Origin of the sequence: Bacillus sp. FSL R5-0512, from assembly GCF_038593295.1 — a bacterium.
GTDB lineage: Bacteria > Bacillota > Bacilli > Bacillales > Bacillaceae > Bacillus > Bacillus safensis.
The window spans coordinates 2726409-2749776 of record NZ_CP151982.1; the positions used below are offsets into that span (position 1 = coordinate 2726409).

General features: G+C 41.9%; 23 protein-coding genes, 1 tRNA gene, 1 rRNA gene and 1 riboswitch. Of the genes, 5 read left to right on the top strand and 20 right to left on the bottom strand.

Going from position 1 to position 23368, the window contains the following annotated elements; all coding sequences use genetic code 11:
• Positions 1–176: 176 nt before the first annotated feature.
• Positions 177–1725 (bottom strand): 16S ribosomal RNA (locus NSQ25_RS14095).
• A 390-nt stretch (positions 1726–2115) separates the two neighbouring features.
• Positions 2116–2217: riboswitch (TPP riboswitch) on the top strand.
• 98 nt (positions 2218–2315) lie between these two features.
• Here NSQ25_RS14095 and thiT point away from each other — a divergent pair.
• Both thiT and NSQ25_RS14105 read left to right on the top strand, forming a co-directional pair.
• Complete coding sequence (thiT, locus tag NSQ25_RS14100) at positions 2316–2891, top strand: energy-coupled thiamine transporter ThiT (protein WP_098677641.1); 576 nt, start codon at positions 2316–2318, stop codon at positions 2889–2891.
• A gap of 92 nt (positions 2892–2983) precedes the next feature.
• The gene (locus tag NSQ25_RS14105; RefSeq protein WP_024423229.1) at positions 2984–3172 is read left to right on the top strand and encodes a hypothetical protein; all 189 of its coding nucleotides are present in this window, start codon (positions 2984–2986) and stop codon (positions 3170–3172) included.
• Here the strand turns inward: NSQ25_RS14105 and NSQ25_RS14110 are convergent.
• From NSQ25_RS14110 to NSQ25_RS14120, 3 genes are all read right to left on the bottom strand, one after another.
• Entirely contained in the window at positions 3132–3686 is a 555-nt protein-coding gene (locus NSQ25_RS14110) for a GNAT family N-acetyltransferase (protein WP_034284309.1), read from the bottom strand. The two genes, NSQ25_RS14105 and NSQ25_RS14110, sit on opposite strands and share 41 nt — an antisense overlap.
• Positions 3687–3828: 142 nt before the next feature.
• On the bottom strand, positions 3829–5376 hold the full coding sequence (locus NSQ25_RS14115) for a flotillin family protein (protein WP_034284308.1): 1548 nt from the start codon (positions 5374–5376) through the stop codon (positions 3829–3831).
• A gap of 11 nt (positions 5377–5387) precedes the next feature.
• Positions 5388–5918, bottom strand: a complete 531-nt coding sequence (locus NSQ25_RS14120; protein WP_034284306.1) for a hypothetical protein — start codon at positions 5916–5918, stop codon at positions 5388–5390.
• Between the two features lie 206 nt (positions 5919–6124).
• Here NSQ25_RS14120 and NSQ25_RS14125 point away from each other — a divergent pair, with 206 nt between their 5' ends.
• A complete protein-coding gene (locus tag NSQ25_RS14125) occupies positions 6125–6604 on the top strand; it encodes a DinB family protein (RefSeq protein WP_024425883.1) in 480 nt (159 codons plus the stop codon).
• A 39-nt stretch (positions 6605–6643) separates the two neighbouring features.
• On the opposite strand, the gene NSQ25_RS14130 is transcribed toward NSQ25_RS14125, so the two are convergent.
• Both NSQ25_RS14130 and betB read right to left on the bottom strand, forming a co-directional pair.
• On the bottom strand, positions 6644–7852 hold the full coding sequence (locus NSQ25_RS14130; RefSeq protein ID WP_025094230.1) for an iron-containing alcohol dehydrogenase: 1209 nt from the start codon (positions 7850–7852) through the stop codon (positions 6644–6646).
• 27 nt (positions 7853–7879) lie between these two features.
• The gene (gene betB, locus NSQ25_RS14135; protein WP_326135343.1) at positions 7880–9349 is read right to left on the bottom strand and encodes a betaine-aldehyde dehydrogenase; all 1470 of its coding nucleotides are present in this window, start codon (positions 9347–9349) and stop codon (positions 7880–7882) included.
• A 206-nt stretch (positions 9350–9555) separates the two neighbouring features.
• Here betB and NSQ25_RS14140 point away from each other — a divergent pair, with 206 nt between their 5' ends.
• Complete coding sequence (locus tag NSQ25_RS14140; protein ID WP_034284303.1) at positions 9556–10113, top strand: GbsR/MarR family transcriptional regulator; 558 nt, start codon at positions 9556–9558, stop codon at positions 10111–10113.
• A gap of 72 nt (positions 10114–10185) precedes the next feature.
• Positions 10186–10257, top strand: a tRNA-Ala gene (locus NSQ25_RS14145).
• A gap of 352 nt (positions 10258–10609) precedes the next feature.
• Here NSQ25_RS14145 and NSQ25_RS14150 read toward each other — a convergent pair.
• From NSQ25_RS14150 to NSQ25_RS14215, 14 genes are all read right to left on the bottom strand, one after another.
• Entirely contained in the window at positions 10610–11413 is an 804-nt protein-coding gene (locus tag NSQ25_RS14150; protein WP_326135700.1) for an N-acetylmuramoyl-L-alanine amidase, read from the bottom strand.
• A 19-nt stretch (positions 11414–11432) separates the two neighbouring features.
• The gene (locus NSQ25_RS14155; RefSeq protein ID WP_034624525.1) at positions 11433–11696 is read right to left on the bottom strand and encodes a phage holin; all 264 of its coding nucleotides are present in this window, start codon (positions 11694–11696) and stop codon (positions 11433–11435) included.
• Positions 11697–11707: 11 nt separating this feature from the next.
• Entirely contained in the window at positions 11708–11920 is a 213-nt protein-coding gene (locus NSQ25_RS14160) for a BhlA/UviB family holin-like peptide (RefSeq protein WP_017367922.1), read from the bottom strand.
• A gap of 131 nt (positions 11921–12051) precedes the next feature.
• Positions 12052–13137 carry a pyocin knob domain-containing protein gene (locus NSQ25_RS14165; RefSeq protein WP_326135701.1) on the bottom strand — a complete coding sequence of 362 codons (1086 nt, stop codon included), beginning with the start codon at positions 13135–13137 and terminating at the stop codon, positions 12052–12054.
• Between the two features lie 94 nt (positions 13138–13231).
• Positions 13232–14389, bottom strand: coding sequence for a hypothetical protein (locus NSQ25_RS14170; RefSeq protein WP_326135703.1), 1158 nt, complete (start codon positions 14387–14389; stop codon positions 13232–13234).
• A gap of 15 nt (positions 14390–14404) precedes the next feature.
• Positions 14405–14788 (bottom strand): phage tail protein, encoded by a 384-nt coding sequence (locus tag NSQ25_RS14175; RefSeq protein ID WP_326135704.1) that lies wholly within the window; start codon positions 14786–14788, stop codon positions 14405–14407.
• An 11-nt stretch (positions 14789–14799) separates the two neighbouring features.
• On the bottom strand, positions 14800–15723 hold the full coding sequence (locus NSQ25_RS14180) for a YmfQ family protein (RefSeq protein WP_214755419.1): 924 nt from the start codon (positions 15721–15723) through the stop codon (positions 14800–14802).
• The gene (locus tag NSQ25_RS14185; protein ID WP_024425895.1) at positions 15707–16756 is read right to left on the bottom strand and encodes a baseplate J/gp47 family protein; all 1050 of its coding nucleotides are present in this window, start codon (positions 16754–16756) and stop codon (positions 15707–15709) included. Before NSQ25_RS14185 ends, NSQ25_RS14180 begins: the two co-directional genes overlap by 17 nt.
• Positions 16749–17171, bottom strand: coding sequence for a DUF2634 domain-containing protein (locus NSQ25_RS14190; protein ID WP_041115871.1), 423 nt, complete (start codon positions 17169–17171; stop codon positions 16749–16751). The genes NSQ25_RS14185 and NSQ25_RS14190 overlap by 8 nt, the downstream gene beginning before the upstream one ends.
• Before the next feature lie 14 nt (positions 17172–17185).
• Positions 17186–17452, bottom strand: a complete 267-nt coding sequence (locus NSQ25_RS14195; protein ID WP_024423253.1) for a DUF2577 family protein — start codon at positions 17450–17452, stop codon at positions 17186–17188.
• Positions 17449–18459 carry a phage portal protein gene (locus tag NSQ25_RS14200; protein WP_326135706.1) on the bottom strand — a complete coding sequence of 337 codons (1011 nt, stop codon included), beginning with the start codon at positions 18457–18459 and terminating at the stop codon, positions 17449–17451. Before NSQ25_RS14200 ends, NSQ25_RS14195 begins: the two co-directional genes overlap by 4 nt.
• An 11-nt stretch (positions 18460–18470) precedes the next feature.
• A complete protein-coding gene (locus tag NSQ25_RS14205) occupies positions 18471–19139 on the bottom strand; it encodes a LysM peptidoglycan-binding domain-containing protein (protein ID WP_034282467.1) in 669 nt (222 codons plus the stop codon).
• Positions 19132–23217, bottom strand: coding sequence for a transglycosylase SLT domain-containing protein (locus NSQ25_RS14210; RefSeq protein WP_326135707.1), 4086 nt, complete (start codon positions 23215–23217; stop codon positions 19132–19134). The genes NSQ25_RS14205 and NSQ25_RS14210 overlap by 8 nt, the downstream gene beginning before the upstream one ends.
• Positions 23218–23355 (bottom strand): hypothetical protein, encoded by a 138-nt coding sequence (locus NSQ25_RS14215; RefSeq protein WP_095357030.1) that lies wholly within the window; start codon positions 23353–23355, stop codon positions 23218–23220.
• Positions 23356–23368 lie beyond the last annotated feature (13 nt).

Consider the following 23368-nt stretch of genomic DNA (forward strand, 5'->3'; position numbering starts at 1 on the left):
TACTTTAGAAAGAATCACTATGTGTGATGAACTTTGCATTGCATTCAATGTGAATGTATTACTTATTGTTATCTAGTTTTCAAAGAACAATCCTGTCTCGCTAGAGACATGTTTTGAAGGAATGATCCTTCAAAACTAAACAAGACGAAAACGTACGCTGCTCCATATATCCTTAGAAAGGAGGTGATCCAGCCGCACCTTCCGATACGGCTACCTTGTTACGACTTCACCCCAATCATCTGCCCCACCTTCGGCGGCTGGCTCCATAAAGGTTACCTCACCGACTTCGGGTGTTGCAAACTCTCGTGGTGTGACGGGCGGTGTGTACAAGGCCCGGGAACGTATTCACCGCGGCATGCTGATCCGCGATTACTAGCGATTCCAGCTTCACGCAGTCGAGTTGCAGACTGCGATCCGAACTGAGAACAGATTTATGGGATTGGCTAAACCTTGCGGTCTTGCAGCCCTTTGTTCTGTCCATTGTAGCACGTGTGTAGCCCAGGTCATAAGGGGCATGATGATTTGACGTCATCCCCACCTTCCTCCGGTTTGTCACCGGCAGTCACCTTAGAGTGCCCAACTGAATGCTGGCAACTAAGATCAAGGGTTGCGCTCGTTGCGGGACTTAACCCAACATCTCACGACACGAGCTGACGACAACCATGCACCACCTGTCACTCTGTCCCCGAAGGGAAAGCCCTATCTCTAGGGTTGTCAGAGGATGTCAAGACCTGGTAAGGTTCTTCGCGTTGCTTCGAATTAAACCACATGCTCCACCGCTTGTGCGGGCCCCCGTCAATTCCTTTGAGTTTCAGTCTTGCGACCGTACTCCCCAGGCGGAGTGCTTAATGCGTTAGCTGCAGCACTAAGGGGCGGAAACCCCCTAACACTTAGCACTCATCGTTTACGGCGTGGACTACCAGGGTATCTAATCCTGTTCGCTCCCCACGCTTTCGCTCCTCAGCGTCAGTTACAGACCAGAGAGTCGCCTTCGCCACTGGTGTTCCTCCACATCTCTACGCATTTCACCGCTACACGTGGAATTCCACTCTCCTCTTCTGCACTCAAGTTTCCCAGTTTCCAATGACCCTCCCCGGTTGAGCCGGGGGCTTTCACATCAGACTTAAGAAACCGCCTGCGAGCCCTTTACGCCCAATAATTCCGGACAACGCTTGCCACCTACGTATTACCGCGGCTGCTGGCACGTAGTTAGCCGTGGCTTTCTGGTTAGGTACCGTCAAGGTGCGAGCAGTTACTCTCGCACTTGTTCTTCCCTAACAACAGAGCTTTACGATCCGAAAACCTTCATCACTCACGCGGCGTTGCTCCGTCAGACTTTCGTCCATTGCGGAAGATTCCCTACTGCTGCCTCCCGTAGGAGTCTGGGCCGTGTCTCAGTCCCAGTGTGGCCGATCACCCTCTCAGGTCGGCTACGCATCGTCGCCTTGGTGAGCCATTACCCCACCAACTAGCTAATGCGCCGCGGGTCCATCTGTAAGTGACAGCCGAAACCGTCTTTCATCCTTGAACCATGCGGTTCAAGGAACTATCCGGTATTAGCTCCGGTTTCCCGGAGTTATCCCAGTCTTACAGGCAGGTTACCCACGTGTTACTCACCCGTCCGCCGCTAACATCCGGGAGCAAGCTCCCTTCTGTCCGCTCGACTTGCATGTATTAGGCACGCCGCCAGCGTTCGTCCTGAGCCAGGATCAAACTCTCCGAAAAAGTACAAAACCGAAGTTTTGCTTTTCGCCAGTTTGACTGACTACCTATGAAATTTCATAGGATTTTTTTATAAAAACTCGAATTAACAGGTACGTTTTGTCTTGTTTAGTTTTCAAAGATCATCTTCGTCGTCTCCCAGAGGCGACTTTATTAATATAACATTCTATCAAGATAAAGTCAACAACTTTTTTCTTAATGTTATTTATCAACCGCGCTGTTTCAGCGGCGAATACAAATATAACACCTTTTGAAAGAAGAAACAAGTATTTTTTCTAAATAATTTATTTTTCCTTATCTCTTCCTATATATTGATACAAATGCTGCTTATCTCGGGAATTGTCTATTGTTGATCCTGCAGGTCTTTAGTATATTTATAATAGATTGAAATTAAATAACCGCAGGGGGAGCTTTGTGCTGAGAGTGAACATTCGTTGTTCTGACCCTTTGAACCTGTCAGTTAATACTGAAGTAGGAATGTGGAATCACTTGAATACATACGGTGTATTCAAATCGATATGTTTTTCTATGAATAACATACTCATCCTTACACGGTCTCTCCTTGCTCAATTCATGAAAAAGGAGATTTTTTTATGCAGCAATCAAATCAATTGGTACGACTGATGGAAATCGCGATTATGACTTCACTTGCACTTGTATTAGATTACTTATCAGGTCTCTTTTTAAGAATGCCCAATGGCGGTTCTCTTGCGCTGATTATGATTCCCGTTATTCTCATGTCTATTAGATGGGGAATATCTACCGGATTTATCATCGGTGTGTTAATCGCAGGTCTTCAGCTGATGAATAGCCCGATCATCGCTACACCTGTTCAAGGATTCCTCGATTACTTCGTTGCATCTGTTGTCATTTCTTTAAGCGGCCTGTTTTCTGGACTGATCAAAAAAGCCATTCAGGATCAAAAGCGAAAACAGCAATTCTTCTATATTACCTTAGCTGTTTTTGTTGCTAGTTTATTCAGACTGCTGACGTTCTTTATTTCTGGCGTCGTTTTCTTCTCTCAATATGCACCGAAAGGAACACCAGGATGGGTCTACTCTTTAATTTATAACAGCACATATATGGTTCCTTCATTTATTATTTGCAGTATCGTTCTTTGTATACTCATCCCAAGTGCATCTCGTTTGGTTTTTCCTCGTCAAAAATAACCGGCTGATTTCAGCTGGTTATTTTTTTATGCATAATTTGCTGCTCTATGGAATCTATTAATAATAGAAGATTTCATGCTGGAGGTACGACAATGAGCCCTTACTCCATTATGCTGTGCTGCTATATTCTCAGTCTTGCTTATTTTTTGGCAGGTTTCTATGAAGCTTTAAAAATAGCAGGCGTGAAAGGAAAAGTAGAAGCTTCACCGTTTATTTCTTACATGCTGCTTGCTGTGCTCTTCACTTTTTTCTCTCATTATTACTGGAAGCTGACGATTTAATCCGCTGTACATGGTTATTCAATATAGAGAGCTCCCATCCATACCCTATTTCATTATGGTTCTCGCCAGCCAGCTCGAACTGGCTGGTAACGACAAAACTAGGTTGAAGTTTTTGATAAAATTGTTTTGCCGAATTTTGCTCAAACACCCATAGCATCAACCTCTGATACCCTTTTTCTATTAAATAATCGACACCTTTAGCAATTAAAGCAATACCCGCACCTGATTTCTGTTTCTGTTGTAATAAATAGATGGCATACAGCTCTCCATCATATGTAGAATAACGTTCGTCACGTTGTTTTCCGAAAGAAGCAAAACCAAATACGCCATCCGCATCTTCTGCGACAAACGTGCCTTCAAGCGATCTTTTTCTCCAGCTCTCTTTCCGATCTTTTATATTTAAACCATCCAAATAATCCTGATTAATAATGCCTTGATAAGTCGTTTGCCAGCTCTTCACATGTATTTCGGCGATTTTAGGAATATCTTGATGTACAGCATGTCTCACCTTCATCCGCACCACTCCTTTTAGTTTTTTACACCCTATCTTCATTATCATAAATTCCTATTACGTAGAATTCAATGGTCTGTATTTCAATGGTTAAAACTTCTTCTATAAAAAATAGACACCTTCTGCTGGAAGGTGTCTATTGATTTTATTCTTCTATTTGAGTATCAGCGATCTCTTTTTTTCTTGGCTGTTTGATTTCGTTTGTCAGCTCTTGAATGCTTTGCTTCACATTTCCTTTGCCGGAAAAGTTCTCAATAATTTCTTTCACATCTATTCCAGAGGATGCTTTCAGACTTTCTTGCAGACTGGACATGAGGTTTGTGGCATAGCCTGTAACTTTATTGGCACCGCTGCCTTCCCCGTTACCGCCCGTATCCACAACAGTAATTTTATCAATGTTAGAAAGTGGTGCAGATACTTGCTTCGCATATTCAGGTAGCATTTTCACAATCATATCAAGGATCGCTGCCTGACCATACTGTTCGAATGCTTCAGCGATTTTCTCTTTCGCTTCCGCTTCTGCAAGTCCTTTTAGTCTAATGACTTCTGCTTCTGTTTCCCCTTTTGCACGATCCGCTTCCGCTTTGGCAAGCCCGTCAATACGGACTTTCTCAGCTTCTGCTTTTGCCATTGCTTCAATGCTGTATTTCTTCGCATCTGCTTCAGCAAGGCGTTTCGCTTTTTCCGCGGCAGCCGACTGCTCAACAGCATAACGGTCCGCATCTGCTTTCTTTTTCACTTCAGAATCGTATTGACGTTCACGACGCTGAATCTCTTTTTCTTCTAATTCAATTTGTTTCTGACGCTCAATGATTTTGACTTGCATTTCTTGTTCAGTTACGTGCTGACGGTTACGAGCTGTTTCTAGATCGTACGCTTGGTCAGCACTTGCTTTCGCCGTATCCTGTTCACGTCTGAATTCTGCTCTTTTCAGCTCATTGATCTTTTCTGCTTCAGCGATTTCAGTAGCACGCTCAAGCTCAGATTTCTTCGCATCTTTATCTGCTTCGGCACGTTTGATACGTGTTTCTTTATCTGCTTCAGCTGTTGCAATATCTGCATCGCGTTTTACTTGGGCAATTCTTGGTTTACCTAGAGATTCTAAATAGCCATTTTTATCACGAACATCTTTAATCGTAAACGATACAATGACAAGACCCATTTTCGCTAAATCTTGAGAAGCGACACGTTGTACTTCTTGAGAAAATTTCTCTCTGTTTTTATAAATCTCTTCAACTGTCATTGATCCTAAGATGGAACGAAGATGGCCTTCTAATACTTCTCTTGCTTCGTTTTCGCGGTCTTCTTTTGTTTTACCTAAAAATTGCTCTGCAGCAGTAGCAATTTCTTCAATCGATCCGCCAATTTTTATGATGGCCGTTCCATCCGCCATGACTGGTACACCTTGTTCGGTATAGACTTCAGGGGTTGAAACATCTAGCTTGCTAGATAGTAAGCTGAGCGGCTCTGCTTGTTGAAAGACTGGAAGTACAAAGGTACCGCCGCCTCTTACAATCTTAATCTTGTTTCCACCTTCATCCACGTGGACATTTTTACTTCCTAGGTAACTTCCTGTAACGATTAATGCTTCATCTGGACCTGCTGTCCGGTATTTAGAAACAAATACACCAATAAGTGCAATAAGAATCACAAGCACGATTCCAATGATCACTAAAATAGTTGTTCCTGGCATAGCATTCCCTCCTAGATTTCTTCATTTGGTATAACAGATAAGACGCCTTTGTTCACTTCGACAACTAGCACACGGGTTCCATATGGAATCTCCTCTTGGTCGAAACTGACAGCTGGCTTTGAGATTTTCCCGCTATTACTGATTAACAGCACTTCTCCAAATCCGTCTTTTGGAACAGATACAATGATCTCCCCAGTTCTTCCTTTTAAATCGGCTTCCGTATAAGAGAGAGATTCTTCAGCAGAGGAAAGCGGGACTAATACAAATACATTCAAACAGGTCACAAGGATCACTGCGAGGATCGCAGATAATACTGCGCCAAGCCCACTTCCTACAATTGCTGTTTTTTCAGAGATAAACCCTCCAGCCGAGAAAAAGGTAAGAAATGCGAGGATCAATGTTGGTTGAAGGAATGGAACAGGGATCGCTTCAAATAATCCATCAAATACATCGCCGAAAAAGACGAAAACAAGTGTCAGGATTCCTGATATCATTAATATGTATAAATACAGCGTCTGAAGAGGCAGCCCGAACACATCCATCTTCCTCATCCTTTCTTCATGAAATGAACATCTTTTGTTTCATTTAGACCACACCCACCTCCAATGTATTCCTTCTAACAGGTAATACGAACCACTTTTGTAAAGGTTTCATATTTCATCACAATTCTTCAAAGGGATTTTCGGATAGCTCAAGAATGATTGTCATGTACCATTATGTTAAAATTTGATCTTGAGGTGATGAGAAAATGAGTATATTACATGAAGCGAGACAAGAATTGTGGCACGAGCTGCAAGGTTTGAGCGAAGAACAATTGAACCAAAAATTATCTGATGATACTTGGAGTATTCAAGAGGTAGCAGATCATTTAAAGAAAATGGACCTAGTTGCAGCAAAACATCTAGCTGCTGAGGGTAAAAAAGCACCGATTAAAGAATATGAACCAAAACCGGTAGAAATGGCAGAGGACCGTTCGAAAAAAGCCACTGCGCCTAGTATTGTTGAGCCTGAACGCAAGCATGTAACACCTACACATTTAAAGGATGAGCTCGATACTGCACGTGAGCAACTCAATCAAATTTTATCCACATTTACTGAGGAAGATTTCAAACGCGTCATTGCACATCCTGTGTTTAAAGAGCTATCCCTTAAGCAATACCTTGATTTTATCGGCGCACACGAAAAACGCCATATTCATCAAATCAAAGAAATTAAAGAACAACTATAGGCATAAAAAAGACTCCCTTTTGGGAGCCTTTTTTCATTGTTACACCGTTTTAGGTGTTAACTCAAAGCAGCGAGCATAAATCCATTTGTACGCTTTTTCGTTTAAATCTCTTGGGTTTCCAACTGTTTGCGGATCTTTCATTGCTTCTTTAGATAAACGATCAATCATATCTTTTGATACACCTTGTTCTTCTAATGAAGGAACTTCTAAATCCTCTACTAAATCATACATCCAGTTCACAGCTGCTTTGGCTGCTTCCTCTGTTGTCATTCTGCTTGTATCAATCCCAAACGCTTGCGCAATTCGAGCGAATTTTTCCGGATACCCTTTCCAGTTATACTCCATCACTGGTCCCATCATCGCTGCAACACACTGACCGTGAGCGACAGGAATAATACCTCCGAGTGTTTGACTCATCGCATGTGCAGCTCCAGCTGATTCACTTCCATAAGAAAGCCCGGCAAGCATCGCAGCTTGTGCCATTCCATATCTGGCTTCTAAGTCCTCGCCATCAGCAAAGGCACGGCGAATATAATGAGCTGCATATTCAATTGCCATGAGCGCTACCGCATCTGTAATCGGCTGAGCAAATTTCATCGTATAGCATTCAATCGCGTGAGCAAGCGCGTCAATTCCAGTCATTGCTGTCACATGAGGCGGCATGGACACATGAAGCTCTGGATCAATGACTGTTAGATGAGCTGCAATGAGAGGTCCACCAGTATTGAATTTGAATTCTCTTTCTTCATCAGTAATGACCGCCCACTGTGTTACCTCTGAACCTGTACCAGCTGTTGTCGGAATAGTGGTTAAAGGAGGGATTCTGTTTTCTAGCGGTTTTTTTCCCTCTGCCGCTTCGTAATCAAGGACTGAGCCTTCATGAGTCGCCTCTACTCCGATTGCCTTTGCTGTATCCATTGAACTGCCGCCGCCTACTGCGACTAATCCATTACAGCCTTCTTTTTCATATAAAGCAGATCCTTCGTTCACTAGACGGACTGGCGGATTTGGCTCTACTTTATCAAATAGAACGACATCGATTTGTGCTTCTTTTAATGAAGCAATTACTGGGTCCACCACGCCGGCTTGATAAATACCAGGGTCTGTTACAAGCAATACCTTTGAAACGCCGTATGCTTTTACTTCTTCCCCAACATGTTTCACTGCACCAATGCCGTGTTTGATAACAGTCGGAATTTCAAATGTGTGGAATTTCTGCATGCTTTCAATTTTCATATTTAGTGTCATAAAGAATCTCCTCCAAATGCTTAATTTTTATTTAAACCAATGAACCGCTTCAGGTTTTGTATTTCGATATAAATGCTTCAGTTCGGTATATTCTTCAAGCCCCGTGCGTCCTAATTCGCGCCCAATGCCTGATTGCTTGTAGCCACCCCAAGGTGCTTGAGCGAAATAAGGATGGAAGTCATTGATCCAAACCGTGCCCAATCTTAATTGTCGAGCCACTCTTTCGGCCTTGCTGATATCAGAAGACCACACAGCTCCTGCTAATCCATAAATCGTATCATTTGCCAGCTTGATGACTTCTTCCTCTGTACGGAAGGATTCGACTGTCAGGACAGGTCCAAAGACTTCTTCCTGTACAATCCGCATATCTGACGTGCAGCCTGAGAAAATGGTCGGCAAGTAGAAGAACCCATTTTGCAGCGCCTCTGCGTCAGGTCTTTTTCCGCCTGTCTCTAACTTAGCGCCTTCTTCTAAACCGATGCTGACGTATTTTTCTACTTTTTCTCGATGCTCAGCTGAGATGAGCGGCCCGCTCTGGGTATCTTCATCAAAGCCGCTGCCTAGCTTGATTTTTTTCGTACGCTTCACCAGTTCTTCTAAAAATTCATCATGAATGGATTCTTCCACCAGCAAACGTGAACCTGCTGAACACACTTGCCCTGCATGGAAAAACACAGCATTCATTGCCTGGTCAACCGCTACGTCTAAATCAGCATCTTGAAACACAATATTCGGATTCTTTCCGCCAAGCTCAAGGGCTATTTTTTTCACATTCCCGCTAGCTCCCTGCATAATTTTCTTCCCTGTTTCAATACCGCCTGTAAATGAAATCAGATCTACTTGATCATTTACAGCAAGCTCATCTCCAACGGTTGCCCCAGGTCCAAGCACTAGGTTTGCAACGCCTGCTGGAACGCCCGCTTCTTCCATGAGTTTAAATACTTTTATTGTGGTGAGTGGTGTGATTTCACTTGGCTTTAAAACGATTGTATTTCCCGCCGCAAGTGCAGGAGCGATTTTCCAGCTTGCTTGAAGCAATGGATAGTTCCAAGGAGTGATTTGTCCGCATACACCGACAGGCTCTCTGACTAATTCACTTTTCGAGTTTGGAATTGGCGATGCTATGATTTCCCCGCCATCTTTATCAGCCAGACCTGCGTAATATTGGAACACGTTCGCAATATCGTCCATATCTGCTTTGCTTTCCTCTAATGTTTTGCCTGTATCAAGCGATTCCAATTTGGCTAGTTCATCAAGATCACGTCTAATCAATTCAGCTATCTTAAACACAATATTTCCTCTTTCAAGTCCAGGCATGTTTGCCCAGTCCCCTTGATCGAAGGCTTTTCTCGCTGCTTTAATGGCTAGCTGCGCGTCATTTCTAGATCCTTCGCTGACTGTCGCGATCACTTCTTGATTGAACGGATTGATGATATCCCGTGTGTCGCTACTTTTAGCGCCAACCCATTGTCCGTCTATAAATAGTGTTTGACTCATAGAAGGAACCTCCTCTGATTCTCTTTGGTAAGTTTGTTAAATAAAAATTTAACGTTTTGAACATAATTAACTTATCATGTTCAAATTTTTCTGTCAAAGGGAGATATGCTTCATTTATTTTGACATTTTGTATTCTTTCGTTAACATATAGTCCATAAAGATTTTTTTGAACGGATTGAATTTTCTTAATAGAAAGCAGGGACAAAATGAAAAAGCAGGAAAAACCGCAAGCAGAAGATCGTATTTTAGCTGCTAAAGATCTAGTCATTGATTCCATAGCTGAAACGATGGATCTCTATGGCATTACACGAAGTGCAGGTATTCTATATGGAACGATGTATTTAAATGAGGAAATGACACTGGATGAAATGCGTGAAGAGCTGCAAATGAGTAAGCCGAGTATGAGCACGGGTGTGAAAAAGCTGCAAGACATGAATATTGTCAAAAAGACGTTTCACCGTGGTCGAAGAAAACACAGCTTTGTTGCGGAAAAAGACTTTTTTAAGTTTTTCACGAACTTCTTTCCGCAAAAATGGGAACGTGAGGTCGAGGTCAATTTAGCGGCAATTGAAGAAGCGCAAGAGCGGCTTCAAGAGGTGTCGCGTGATGATCAGCTGGAGGAACATGTAAGAGAAGAAGCGCAGCAGCTCATTGAGCAGCTTGAAAGCTCAAAAGCCTATTATGACTGGCTGAGACGATTAGCCCATTCTGTTCATTCTGGCGAAATTTTTGACTATATTCCAATTGAGCAGAAAGAAAAATAGACGATGTGTTTATGTTTTACAGCTTGAATTTCACAGGAGGATTGATTATAATAAATTATGTCGTCATACCTCGGGGCGTTAGTTCAGTGGGAGAATATTTCGCTGGCAGCGAAAGGGTCAGGGGTTCGAATCCCCTACGCTCCATACGAAAACCCATTCTTGAGAAATCAAGGATGGGTTTTTTATGTACATATCTCTTACAGTTCTGTTTGTTCTTTGTTTTTTCTTCATAACTTTATGATGCGGTATGTGATCACAGAAAGATAAGTTAGGATGAGAATGATTGTATAGGACACAGGGAAGTCGCTCGTCATTTCGTGATAAATGAAATAGATGAGCAACACTGACAGCATAATGATCTGGAGCAGTTCTTTTTTCATTTTTCTCTCCTCTCATGATAGGGATTTGGCCAATTATATCACAAATGATGTCACTTTTTGTTAGCTATCAGCAAGGAAGCATTTCCTCACTTGCTGATAGCTTTTTTTATAGATCATCATTTCTTCTGTAATTGTTCGATTTTGTTCTTCGTCTTCGGTCCGTAAATTCCGTCTGCAGTTAAGCCATTCATAAGCTGGAACCGCTTGACCGCGTTCGCCGTTTTCGGTCCATAATATCCGTCAATCCCGTTGTTTTTTGTCCCTTTGTCTGGGTAAAAATAGAGGGTAGATAAGGCTTTTTGCACAGCTGTGACTTGAGGGCCTTTTGTTAAGGGCTTGGTGACTTTTAAAATGCCAGATGGCAGATTTGACGATTTCTTTTTGGAAATGGGTGCTTTTTGGCTTAAGCTTTCTGCCTGAACAGGTTTTCTTGTGCTTTTGCTGCCGGTATGTGCTGTGGCTATTCCAGCTTTAAACTGATCCCATCGTCCGAGAAGTTTCCTTGGACACTCTTTCCCGCTCCAATGTTTATGAGGCACTACATTTGATAAAGGAATTCCGAAATCTTCCATCAGCTTTCGAATGAGCCATTGAGCATTTTCGACTGCTTGTTCAAAGCTGCCGTCTGCATTTTCACAAATTTCAATACCAATTGATTTCATATTGCCGGTGCCTCTGCCATCCCCTGCGTGCCAGCCGTTTTCGTTTAACGGTAAATGCTGATAAATCACCTGATCATCAACGGTGTAATGCCAGCTCACCCCGGTACTTGAACGTGCAACAAACGCTGCATGACTGGCCGCATTAGCGCCTTTTGCACTGTTAGACGTATTATGCACTGTAATATAGAGCGGCTTCATCGTGTTTCCTGGTCTGTTGCGATGTTGTTTTGGAATCAATGCTTGAATGATTTTTACCATGTCGTTTCTCCTTCAAGTATTATTTTGTTAGCCCTCTTTGTTTCAGAGCATCTTTTTGTAATTGGCCTTTGTAGGTCACATAATTGTTTTTAAACCAAGCGATAACGGCTGTAACCATAGTAAAAATCGTAGAACCTGCCACATATAGTGCCTCACCTGCGGTTTGTACTTGCTCCTCACTAATCGGCAGCACCGTCTGTCCAAACATGATAAGCGTTTGATTGATCAGAGCAATAAAAAGAAGCACTGTGCGAATCACAGTGCCTTTGTCGAATGTTTTCATGAGTTTTCCTCCTATTTTAAATTTCGTTCTATTTTGTCGAGTTTGTCGATCACGACGTCATACTTTTCACTAAACTTGGCTAGCACATCATTTTGCGCCTCGATTTGCTCATTGAGTTTGTTTTCTCGTTCTTTTGTTGTGTTGAGAACATAGAACAGAATCCAGCAAAAGAGAACGGCAAATGGGCCTTGGGTCATTAAGTTTTGAACAACATCTACTTCCATTGGAATCACCTTCTTTCCGGCAAAAAAATAAAGCCAGGCTTCGTATTTGTCTCCTGTTATGTCTTGGTAGTGATCTGTGAGTATCCATATTAACTACACAAAAAAGCTTTAGTAGTTTCATTATATGATGACTACCATAGTGGAATTTCCTCATTAATTTCAATACGTGTTACCTTTGACGGATCGTTTGCAATTAATCCATCAAATTTTAGACTACCATCTTTAGATAAAGACATCCTTGCAGACCCGTATGAACCAACCGTCGCACAAGTGAAAACAGTTAAAGAGGAAGGTTCATGCGTTAAACGTGCAATTTCTGTTTCATTAGCCGAAACTATTTCAAATGATCCTCTCAAATATAAAATATTTTGTCTGACAGAATATTTCAATGGATTGGCTGAATATTGTTTTATATTACTATTGAGATTTACATTATACCAGGCAGCATTTAAATCAGAAGACGTGAGATGTTTTTCCCATTCAGTCCATGTATAGTCAGTCTTCCTAATTCTATAAAAAGAGTTCAGACCATTCACTGCATCATATATAGTTTGTAACAGGGTATTCCCATAACTGATAACAATCATAAATGCCCTTTTGATCTCTTTTGGACCATTAAGGCCCGCATTATAAATGAGATACATTCCTGTTTCTATAATTTCGTTATAGTCGGTGGTTTCACTTACCCCTTTATAAATAGGCCTACCATTGTTTTGAGTCAATTTATACAGCTGCCCATTGTTCCATTTATCTTTTTCAGCTGCTGTCGGAATCTGAGTCCAAGTGATAGATAAATTGCTAGAATTATAGTAGAAGTAATATGCATTGCCTGATGTATCTATCGCAAAACCTGTTCCAATGTTATTTTGCCCCACTGTCTGTATCCCTCTAATGGCAAATTGTGAAGGGCTATCCTCTATTCCACTGGACGCATAAAATGTACATGTCCCTTTGTCTTTAATTGAGTCATAAATTTTTGTGCCGGCAGGAATATTTAAAAGTTGTACTCCATTATCTCCTGTAATTTTATACAGCTGAGACTCATTCCATTTCTTTTTTTCTACATCTGAAGAGTGCTGGCTCGAATCATTGATATGAAGAGTTATTTGTTCTGATAAACCAGTGTCATTATGAAACAATGTTTTCAACATATCATTGAACAGATCAGCATGAGCTTTATCACTCGTTTCAAAAGAACGAGGAGTTTTTATATCCAATGTGTTCTCTCCTTTGTACCATTACGTAAGCTGTTTCAACTAGATTGACGAGGCTTTATAGACTTAAAAGTTTTTTAACGTTTTAAAATCTTTGTTATCTTGTTCTAAATCTGAAACCAAACGTGATAAATTCATTAGGGTTTAGATCATTAGAACAATATTGAACGCAGACTTTTCCATCAGTACCTATATATGTTCTATGAATTTGTGGCGTGTTACCTTTTCCCATGCTTGATGCTACACCAATAAAGTGAGTCGATTGCATTGGTCTGAATCCTTCTTTTAAGGTAAAAACAACAGAGTCAAAACCAACCTTACCACCGGCAATTGATCCAATAATTTCAACAACACCAAATGAATCTATACTATATTGCAAGGTATGGGGGTTACCATCGACAGAATTATATATTTTCCAACCATTTTCGAGTTGCGAAAGGTCTACCTTGTTCCACTTCACCTCTGCATCTGCATCGGACAGTAATCTACGCCAGCCTTGCCAGCCCAAATTTAAATCAAGATAATTTGTAAAGACGTTATTACGATAATCCACAGCAATCACCCATCCAAAAGTTCCCTTGTTATTATTATCAGCAGATGTAAAGTGATAAAAACCGCGTGCAGATAAAGCAGAAGGATTGTCTAGTACTCCAGCTGGTGAATAAAATGTACCGAATGTTTTCCCTGCTTGAATAATTTTATCGAGTAAGCTTTCTGTAGCTGCTACAGATACACGAACGCCACCCGTATCATTTGTAATTTTAATGAGCTGACTGCCATTCCATTTATTTTGATCAGACATGTTTGGCAGAGGCGTCCACGTTATAGAAAGATCACTGGAACCATATAGAAAAGTATAAGCATTTCCCGCTGTATCGATCGCAAAGCCTGTTCCTGCATTCGCTTGGCCAACCGTTTGGATACCTCTTAATGCATTGGTTGTTGGACTATCTTCCGTGCCACGAGGAGCGTAAAATGTACATGTTCCTTTATCCTTAATAGCATCATAGATCTTACTAGCAGCTGGGATGCTGATTAAATGTGTGCCGTTGTCTGCCGTTATTTTATAACTTTGAGAATCATTCCATTTTTGTCTCTCTGCTTCAGTTACATGTTGTTTCGTATCCTTTTTATGGCGAGTGAACTGTTCCAACAGTTCAGTGTCATTTTCAAGTAAGACTTTAACCATTTCATTAAACAGGTCCGCATGGGCCTTATCACTAATTTCAAATGTTTTCGGTGTTTTCAAATCCATTTTGGACTCCCTCCATTAATAAATATCATCAATCTCAAAAACAAATTCGATGTCGCCGTCTTTTTGTTTGTCTGTCATGGTGCGGATGGCGGTGAATTTGCCGTCTTCGTCGACAAGTGCTAGTTCGTTGATCACTTCTCCTGCCAGTTCTCCTTCGGCGATCGTGCAGGTGTAGCGGATTTTTGCTGGTTCCATGAAGGTAAACGAATCAATATTTTTTTGGACTAGTTCTTTTTTGAGATTTTGTTCAGTGCCGTCTAGTGAGATCGGTTTTCCATCCTTCGTTCCCCCATTTCCAAAGGCCATTTTGACGACTTTTGTGAGTTTTGTTCCTTCGGCTCTTGCCTTTGCCATTTGTTGACGTGCATACAGTGTTGTTACGGTTAATTGATCAGCCATTGTGATCCTCCTTATAAATCTATTTTTTTAGAAGTTGCTGCTAGCATTTTTGATCCATCCAGCGGAACAGATCCATCGAGAATCCAGTAATGATCTTTGATCAGTAAGCTTCCATCCTGCTCAGTTTGGACGTGTACTGGCAGACGGAACGTCATCTTCTTCTTGGTTTGATGCTGGAGCTGATTTTTTGTGCGTAAAGTCAATGCCGCTCCTTGCTTCGTTACAAGTACCGCTCCAGTCATGACATAGTTCATGCGATATGCTGTTTCTGACTGATGTTGAAGAGGCATCCTCATGTTTAATGAATGCCGAAAACGAGCAGGCACATCCGTTGCACCTCGCGTTCCGCTGAGATAAAACGTACCATTTAAGACAAATTCACCATTGAGTAAAATCGGGATATGATCGAAAAAACCCACTCTGCTTCGCAGTGTGAGCCTCCCGTGATGATCATTTTTTTCATGTACGTCGGTATGATGACAAGCCGTGAACGTATAAGCCAAGTGCGCGGGCTTTAACGTTTCAAGTATTTCTACAATATATCTCGTGTTTTGCAGATCATCTAGGTTCACACGTAAGGCAAAGTGATAGCGATTGGTTGTGAGACGGATGACAGCACTTGGATTCTTGAGAAAGCGATTGACTGATTTCTCTAATGAAAGATACGTGATTGGGGGAATATTTGACATCATATTGAGTAAGCGTGCCCTGCGCAGTTCAATTGAATCATCTGATTCCCGCTGCACCTTCAGCATTCTTTCCCATCTGTTTAATCCCCATGTCGCTGTTAAAGGAAAGAACTGATCCGTTAAGTCGAAAATAGATTCGTCCAATTGCTCAAATTCCGGTGCCTCTGTCTTGAGCAGGTGATCCACTTCATAAATTTCTGTAAAATATGGCGGCAAGTAGGTTTTCATTTCATCCTGTTTGCTCAATAACCTTCACCTGCCTAAGACGCGGAATCTCAATGTCCTGTAATACTAAGTTTTTCGACTCGCCATTCAATAACACATCTGCATAATCTGACACACTTTCTGAATGGTACAAAATATCATTTAAAGCGGACATTCGAATGGTACTCTTTTCAAATGCGATTGATTTCAACAGCGTCTTGACCTTTTCTTCTATTTCTTTCTGAGCTCCTTCAAGGGTCCAGTCCATTTGAAGTTCGACAGCCACTTCTATGTCGATATCCAGCCATTTGGCGCTTTCAACGGTTGCTTTGGAGCCTATAGGCGCTTGTCCTTCTCCTTCACCTGGCACTGGGTCGATATATTCCTGTACTCTTTTGACAAGAAGGTCTGATGCAACATCTAGATTGCCATCTGTGATGACAATTTTGACCGTCCCTTCTCCGTTCCAAAGCGGGAACACTTTCGCTCTGCCAACACCGGGCACTTCTTCAGCCCATTTTTTATAATGCGCCCTGTTGGCACTGACAGCCTCCCGCCTCGCACGTATTAAATATCGATCATATAAAGAAGCGTCATCTTCCTCCTCTTGACCTGGTATCACCAGTTCTTTCATCTTAATCGATTCAAGTCCTGGAATTGTATCAAGTGACAGCAGCGGCTGATCTGTTAACTGAACATTGCCGGCTTTACCAGGTGTCTCGCATTCTAGCGTGCCATCCTTCGAATACTGGAAATAAACGTCTTCAATAAAAAAACGTGAACCAGCTGGAATGTTGATATTTTCTGGCTGAATGGCCGCTGACCAAACTGCTTTAGTGGCTGGTTTTCTTTCAATTCCTACTTCAGCAGCCCGCCGATCTAGAAACTCTCCTTGTGCTGTATCTGCAAAGACCAGCTCAAACACTTGATCAAGCCAAATATAGGACTGGGCCAATTCAGCGGCAGCAGGTGCCAAGGCATTCCAAATCACGCTGTTTTCTCTTTTATCTATATCATCTGGCAGTCTATCCAGCATTCTTTCCATTAATGCTTCGTACGTTTGTTCCTCAAACATCGCCCTCCATCACCTCCTCTATTTCTAATGTGCCCTCATCTGTGACAATCGCTAGTTTGACATGAAATGAGTCATTTTGCTTTGTGACCTCTAACTCTTCAATATGATCAATCCGTTCGTCAACAAGCAGCGCTTCCTCTAGCAGCCTTGGTATCTCCATTTCTTTGTATTCATCCGTGGCTTCTGTATCCGTCAACAGCTCCTGAATTTCAGTACCAATATCGTGGCTGTAGATAGGATGTGCATACCGCTCTGTCCTAAGTGTCATATAAACGAATTGCCGAATTGCCTCGATGCCTGAAATGGTTTCGCCTGTCAGCCTGCCAGTTTCAAAATCTATTCGATACGTCGTCGAGGTTTCGACCTCTTCATCTTCTTCTGTTTCCTCGATTTCTTCCTCTGGTGAAAGTGCCACGTTCATCACCTCCCTTACAATTTGTCGATGATGTAAAAGGACTGGCCTCCTGCCATTGCAAGCACCATAATACTGTCTCCCCTTTTCAGCTCATCATCCTCACCCTTATTTAAGCGCTTCGGCCAAATCAGTAATTCTTCTGGAATGATCAGCTTATGATTTTCATTTAATCGGATGCTCAGAGGGGAAACTGCCGTGACTTCTCCGATGACAAGATCAATTGGCGACTCTGCGTCTACTGCATTCACTGCCAATCGTTTAATCGCTTCACTTAATCTCACGCTTGATCACCCTTTGGCATGGAATTTTTCTCAACAACATCAATGGTCATGGTGTGTTTCACCCCACTGAATTCATGTTTGTCTTGATCGATCCAGTAAGTTTTTTTCACGTTGATTTCAGGAATTTTCAAATAGATTGGGAGACCGCTTTGCAGCTCTGGAATTCCTAACGCTTGTATGCTTTTGACTTCTTGTTTGACGCCTTTTTTCTCTGCCAGCCGTACTTTGGCTCTTTTTTGCAGCTGCGGCTGGTTGATTTGCCCTGTGACTGTCTCAACATGCTGTAAAATACCGTATTTATTCTGACCGGCTTTATCCTGTTCAATCACCACAATCTCGGATTTACTGCCTTTTTTCTTATTCTTCCCCTGTGCATCAGCAGACGTACGCATCTTGACTCGAGTGGCTGTCTCTTCAATCGAGGTGCTGTATTGATAACTGATGAGATTGACGCCTGATTCAATGACCCAGACGTCCTCTGGATCAGGCCAGGCTCTCAGCCCCATCTTGCCTTTAGCAGAAAAGATTTGATAGTTTCTTCCTGTTTGCCGCTTCGTTTCTTTCAATGCTTTCAATATCATGTCATACAGGCTCGTGTCATTTTTAAAGACTAGTGATTTTATGACATGTCCTGTATTGGAGATAGAAGTCATTGGAATTTGAAAGTCGGCTCCAATCCGCCTTAAGATTTGATCTGCTCTTTGATTTGAAAAAACATAGACATCTTGGTTTTTCACCAAATATTGGAGCATATCGTATGCAGTAAACGTCAGCTTTCCTTCAACCGGCGTCCGCGAAAAAACAATGCCTCTAAACAGCTCTTTTCCTTTCCATTTAAAAAGAACCGTGTCCCCTTCCGAGACACGGTAATATGTTTGACTGCCTTGTTTTGTGATAATATTTGCCTGAATTGAGCGAGGGGCTTGATACCTTTGCCCCTGAAGTGTCACACTCTCTGTGACAAGCTCATACATGGTGCCGCTTCTGATGGCAAAAAGCTCGATCAATGCCAGCCCCCCTATTGTGGTATTTTTAACCTTTGTCCAGGGAAAATCCAATGCCCCGGCTGCTTAATATTGCGTCTGCTACGTTTAATCATCGCTAATTTATTGGCATTCCAAATACGCCGCCATTTTGTACTGTCGCCATAAAACCTGCCAGAAATGGCCCATAGCGTATCCCCTTTTTTGACGGTGTACATTTTTGGTGGTGTTTTTGAAGGCCGCTTCTTTTTCGTTTGTTTTGCTTTTTTCTTCCGTTTGATTTTCCTAGGCGATGCAGTTTTGTATTCCTTTAACTCGATCGTAAATTCACGATCTCCAATATCATATGACCCTTCTTTGTGGGTGAAGCTTTCAATGCTGCACGTCATATTGATTTTTGTTCCAGTTACAATCAACCGCACGGATTTCTTTGAACGCATCATTCGTTCAATTTTCGCGATCGCATTCTCTGGTGATGGAATGCTTTTATATTCAGCAATCGGCGAATATTTCTTAGGAAATAATGAGGTGAAAGATACTTGTTTCGCCGATGGTACGTCAATAAAGGTCAGTTCTCCAAAAGAGGCGACCTTTACTGTTTCATTTTGTACGTTGTTTGTGATTTCGAGTTCGGATGGAAGGACAGGGAATCGCAACTTGTCCTTTCCTTGGGAAATCCACAATTGATACACAGATTTACCCATCAATTACGACCCCCTTCGTTCCTGTATGAAGCTCTACTTCTAGTTCATCTACAAGCATTTGTTTAATTTTTTCGACTAGCGATTGCTGATCTTGTCCATTATGGAAATGCTGATCTCCATTGAATTGAATCGTGATTTGTTTATTACCTGGCGATGTTGTACTGCCAGTAGACTGAGCTGAGGTAACTTGCTGCATCTGTGCTTTCGGTAAAGGAGCAGATGCATTTGATGGATCATATACTTGCATCCCAAGTGCCTTGGCTGCCTGCGTCAATAAATACCTTCCGCGAATGCCTCTTTCCTCTGGAATGATCCATTCGCGTTTATTTCCTTCACCGACTCTAGCCACCTGCTCTTGAGTAATCAATCCGCCATTTGCATAGCCTTTATAAGGTCCGCCTCTTCTCATACTTCGTAATCCCGGCGTGTTGAAGACTGTTCCATATCTTCCCTTAATGTAGTTAATAGCTGCTACGGCATTATGAATTGGGTTCCAAATGTCATTCATACCTTTGCCTTTATTGGCGTTAAACGTCGTTCCAATGGTTTGCATTAAGCCTTTAGAAGGGGTTCCCTTTTTGGCGTTGGAATCCCATAAGTTGATCGCTCTCGGATTTCCACGTGACTCATGCTGCGCGATGGTCATCAGACCTGGAAGCCAGCTCATTGATGTACCAGTTGCCATGATAGCCGCCATGAGCCATTGTTTAATATTAAGCCCTGAAGCTCCCATACCGCTGAAGGCACCGATTAATGAACCAGCCTGATTTTCAGCAAATTTTTTCACATCAACTGAGTCGAGCCCTTTTACGACACCGATCGATGCAAATTTCCCAAGACTCATCATGACGCGTGAAGGGGAATGAATGTCTAATTCCTCTCTAAACGCCTGTTCTACTTTCTTCGCCATTTCTTTGGCCGCTTGCGTGACTTCGCTTCCTTTGGAACGCATGCCGCTGTTAAAGGCGTCAATCATTCCAGAACCCCAGCCTGGTGATTCTTGTTTTGCTTGCAGGAATGGTTGTTTGATGTTTTGATCTACGTATTGGCTCGTGCCAATTGATGTGGCATTTTGGCCTGCTGCAAAACCACTAACTGTTCCAGAACCCCAAGTGGGTGATGCTGTCATGACTTGTTGGTAGGGTGCTTTTACACGACTTTGCAAGAAGCTGTCTGTTCCTGTTGGTGTCATCTGCTGACCGTTTGCAAAGGCAGAAACCGTTTGCTGACCATACTTTCCTGAGTCTGATGTCAATTGACCAAAAGGCTGCTGAATATTCTTTTGTTTCCATTGATCAAGAGAGATGACTTTACGGTTTAACCCTTGTTCAAAATCGTCATTAAATTGCTCGCCAATGCTAGAAGCTTGAATGTTCGCATTCATTGAGACTGATCCGCCTCCGCTCATTGAACCTACAGAAGATGATGCAGTTGTAGGAGCTGGGGAGCTTGATACTTGTTTTTTTCCAGCTGCTCCGCTTGGCATAACAGACATTCCAAGATGAGAAGCAGCCTGAGCAAGCAGCATCTTTCCGCGTCCTCGGTTATTTTGAGTTGGAATAACAAATTCGTTACCTGCTTCACCAACCCATGATAAGGTTGGCTGGGTGATATAACCGCCTGTGGCTTTTTTACCAGGTTTAAAATCCTTTTTCCCGTTTTCTCGACCTTTTTCAAATTTCACAATATGCCTACCAACGAGTTTTGCGCCTTCACTTTTGAGTAAATCCCATGAATCTCCTAAAATATTTTTACCCCAAGATTGAACATTACTCCACTTACTTGACCACCAGTCTTTATTAAATAAAGTTGAAGATATAGTTGCTTTTGCAGTTGACCAAATTGTTTTTGATTGTTCCCATTTACTTTTTGACCAACTTTTTACGTTATCCCACTTTTCCCCCCACCAATCTTTGTTAAAGACCGTTTCACGAATTTTCCCTTTAATTGAATTCCATATGTCGACTGCGCCATCCCATTTTTCTCTGGTCCATTTTTTTACATTATCCCACTTCTCTCCCCACCAATCTCCGTTAAAAACAGTCTCACTAAGTTTCCCCTTAATAGAATCCCATATTTCGACGGCACCATCCCATTTTTCTTTGGTCCATTCCTTTACATTATCCCACTTCTCTCCCCACCAATCTCCGTTGAAAACGGTCTCACTAAGTTTCCTCTTAATAGAATCCCATATTTCGACGGCACTATCCCACTTTTCTTGAGTCCAGTCCTTGATAGCATCCCATTTTTCACTCCACCATTCGCCATTAAAGACAGTAGATTCTAAAACTCCTGTAACGTATCCAGCTTGTTCTGCCCACCATTCTGAATTGAACAGTGTATTCGATGCTGTAGTTTTTATATCTTCCCATTTCTCACTTAAGTTTCCTAAAGACGTTTCTGCAGAAGTTTTAACACTCCCCCACTTTTCACTCCACCATTCGCCATTAAATAAAGTGTTTGAAATATTCTCTTTAAGTTTTGAAGTATCAAATATCTCCCCTAATTTTGATCCACCAAAAGTGCCAGCCATGCCTCCAGCAACACCACCGATTGCAGCTCCTACAAATGGTATTGGAATTAGAGCCTGACCAATTGCAGCTCCACTAACTCCTCCTGCAAGACCTCCAGAGAAACCACCTACTTTTTCCCCAACGTTTTCTTTGGTTGTTCCTATTAAATCTGTTGCACTTAATAAGTTCCCCAATACAGGCACTCTTTTTAATAACTTACTACTTCCTCTACCGATATTTTTTAATGAATCGCCTAAACTACTTAACCCGCCGCTACCTTTCATCAGTCCAGCAAGTCCCGCAACTGAGGCTACTATGCCTGTAGTTTTCTTCAATCCACTAGGGATTTTTTCAAAAATCTTACCTGCATTTGTTTTCAGTTTTCCTAGTCTACCTGGAGGTCTTCTATTTCTTTCAGCTCTAGAAGTGGCGGTAGGATTTGTGGGCTGCCTTTGAGCACGGCCATTTCTATTTCTAGTTCTATTAGAACCACGCCTGCTTAAACCTCGAGCACAACAAGGGCAACAGCTATTACGAAACAAACCTTTTCCTTTTTGTTTATTTGGCTGCGTATTAGGAGTTGAATTTGTTGATGCTTCAGTCGTTTGATTTTGAGCTGAAGAGTTACTGTTGTTCTCGCTTGATTGATTTTTCGGACCAAGGATCAAATCTAAGCCTTTGTTAAACCATTTGTCTAAATACTCCTCAGGATTGATTTTAATCTTCTCACTAATTCGTCCGATCACTTCTTGTTTGTATGCGTCGATTTTCGTTTCAATCCAAGGGAGTGCATTATTATCCCAAAAGTTTCTAGGACTCAATTTTTCCTTCAATTTATCTGAAACGTCACCTGCATATTTTTCAATTTCTTTTAGGGCCTTATTTCCCAAATTACCCAACCAGCTCTGTTTGTTTTCATTCGTTTTTGTAGCAGCTGTTGCATTAGGTTGCCTTTTTACTTTCTTTTCTTTCACAACAGACTCTGCCTGATCTCGTTTTTTCAGCTTACTTTTTGCATTGTCTTGAACAGACACTCTGATTTCGTGTTTGGACATCGTCAAGCTTTTGAGTGTCTTTTTGATTCGTTGAATTGCAGCGGTGGCTTGGTCAACCATGTTTAATCTCATATAGTACGTTCTGTTGATGAGCTGAAGAATTGATTTTTTGATCGATGACATTTTCGCTGACAATTGATCGTTTAGTTTAAACGTCAGCATAATGGGACTTGTCCCCATTTGTTTCAAACGATCTATGTTGGATTTAATGACATCCAGCCCCTTCGCCTGAAAGGATATGACCAGATGATCCGGTATTAGGTTTAACTGATTTTTTAATGCTTTTAGATCCCGATAGATTCCCTGATCCAGCCTCATAGAAAATACTGAAACTTTCCGCAATGATAACGTGAGGTTTCTTAATTTCTTTTCATCCATTTCCAGACTTATTTTCACTGGTTTTCTAAATGGTTTGAGCTGCTTCTCAAACGTTTGAAATCGTTTTTGAATGCGTAATAACTTCTTCGACACCCGGTCTTCTAATTCAAATCGTGCTGTAAGTTTCGCCAATTATTTACCTCCTTTCTTTGCTTCTTTTTCTAGCATGTCTAGCTTGTAGCTGATGAGTCCGAAAAGGAATGCTTTGAACGGTCTTGGTGATTCGTATAATTCCAGGAGTTCAGATGGGGAGTAGTGAAGTTCGTGCATTGCGTAATATAAA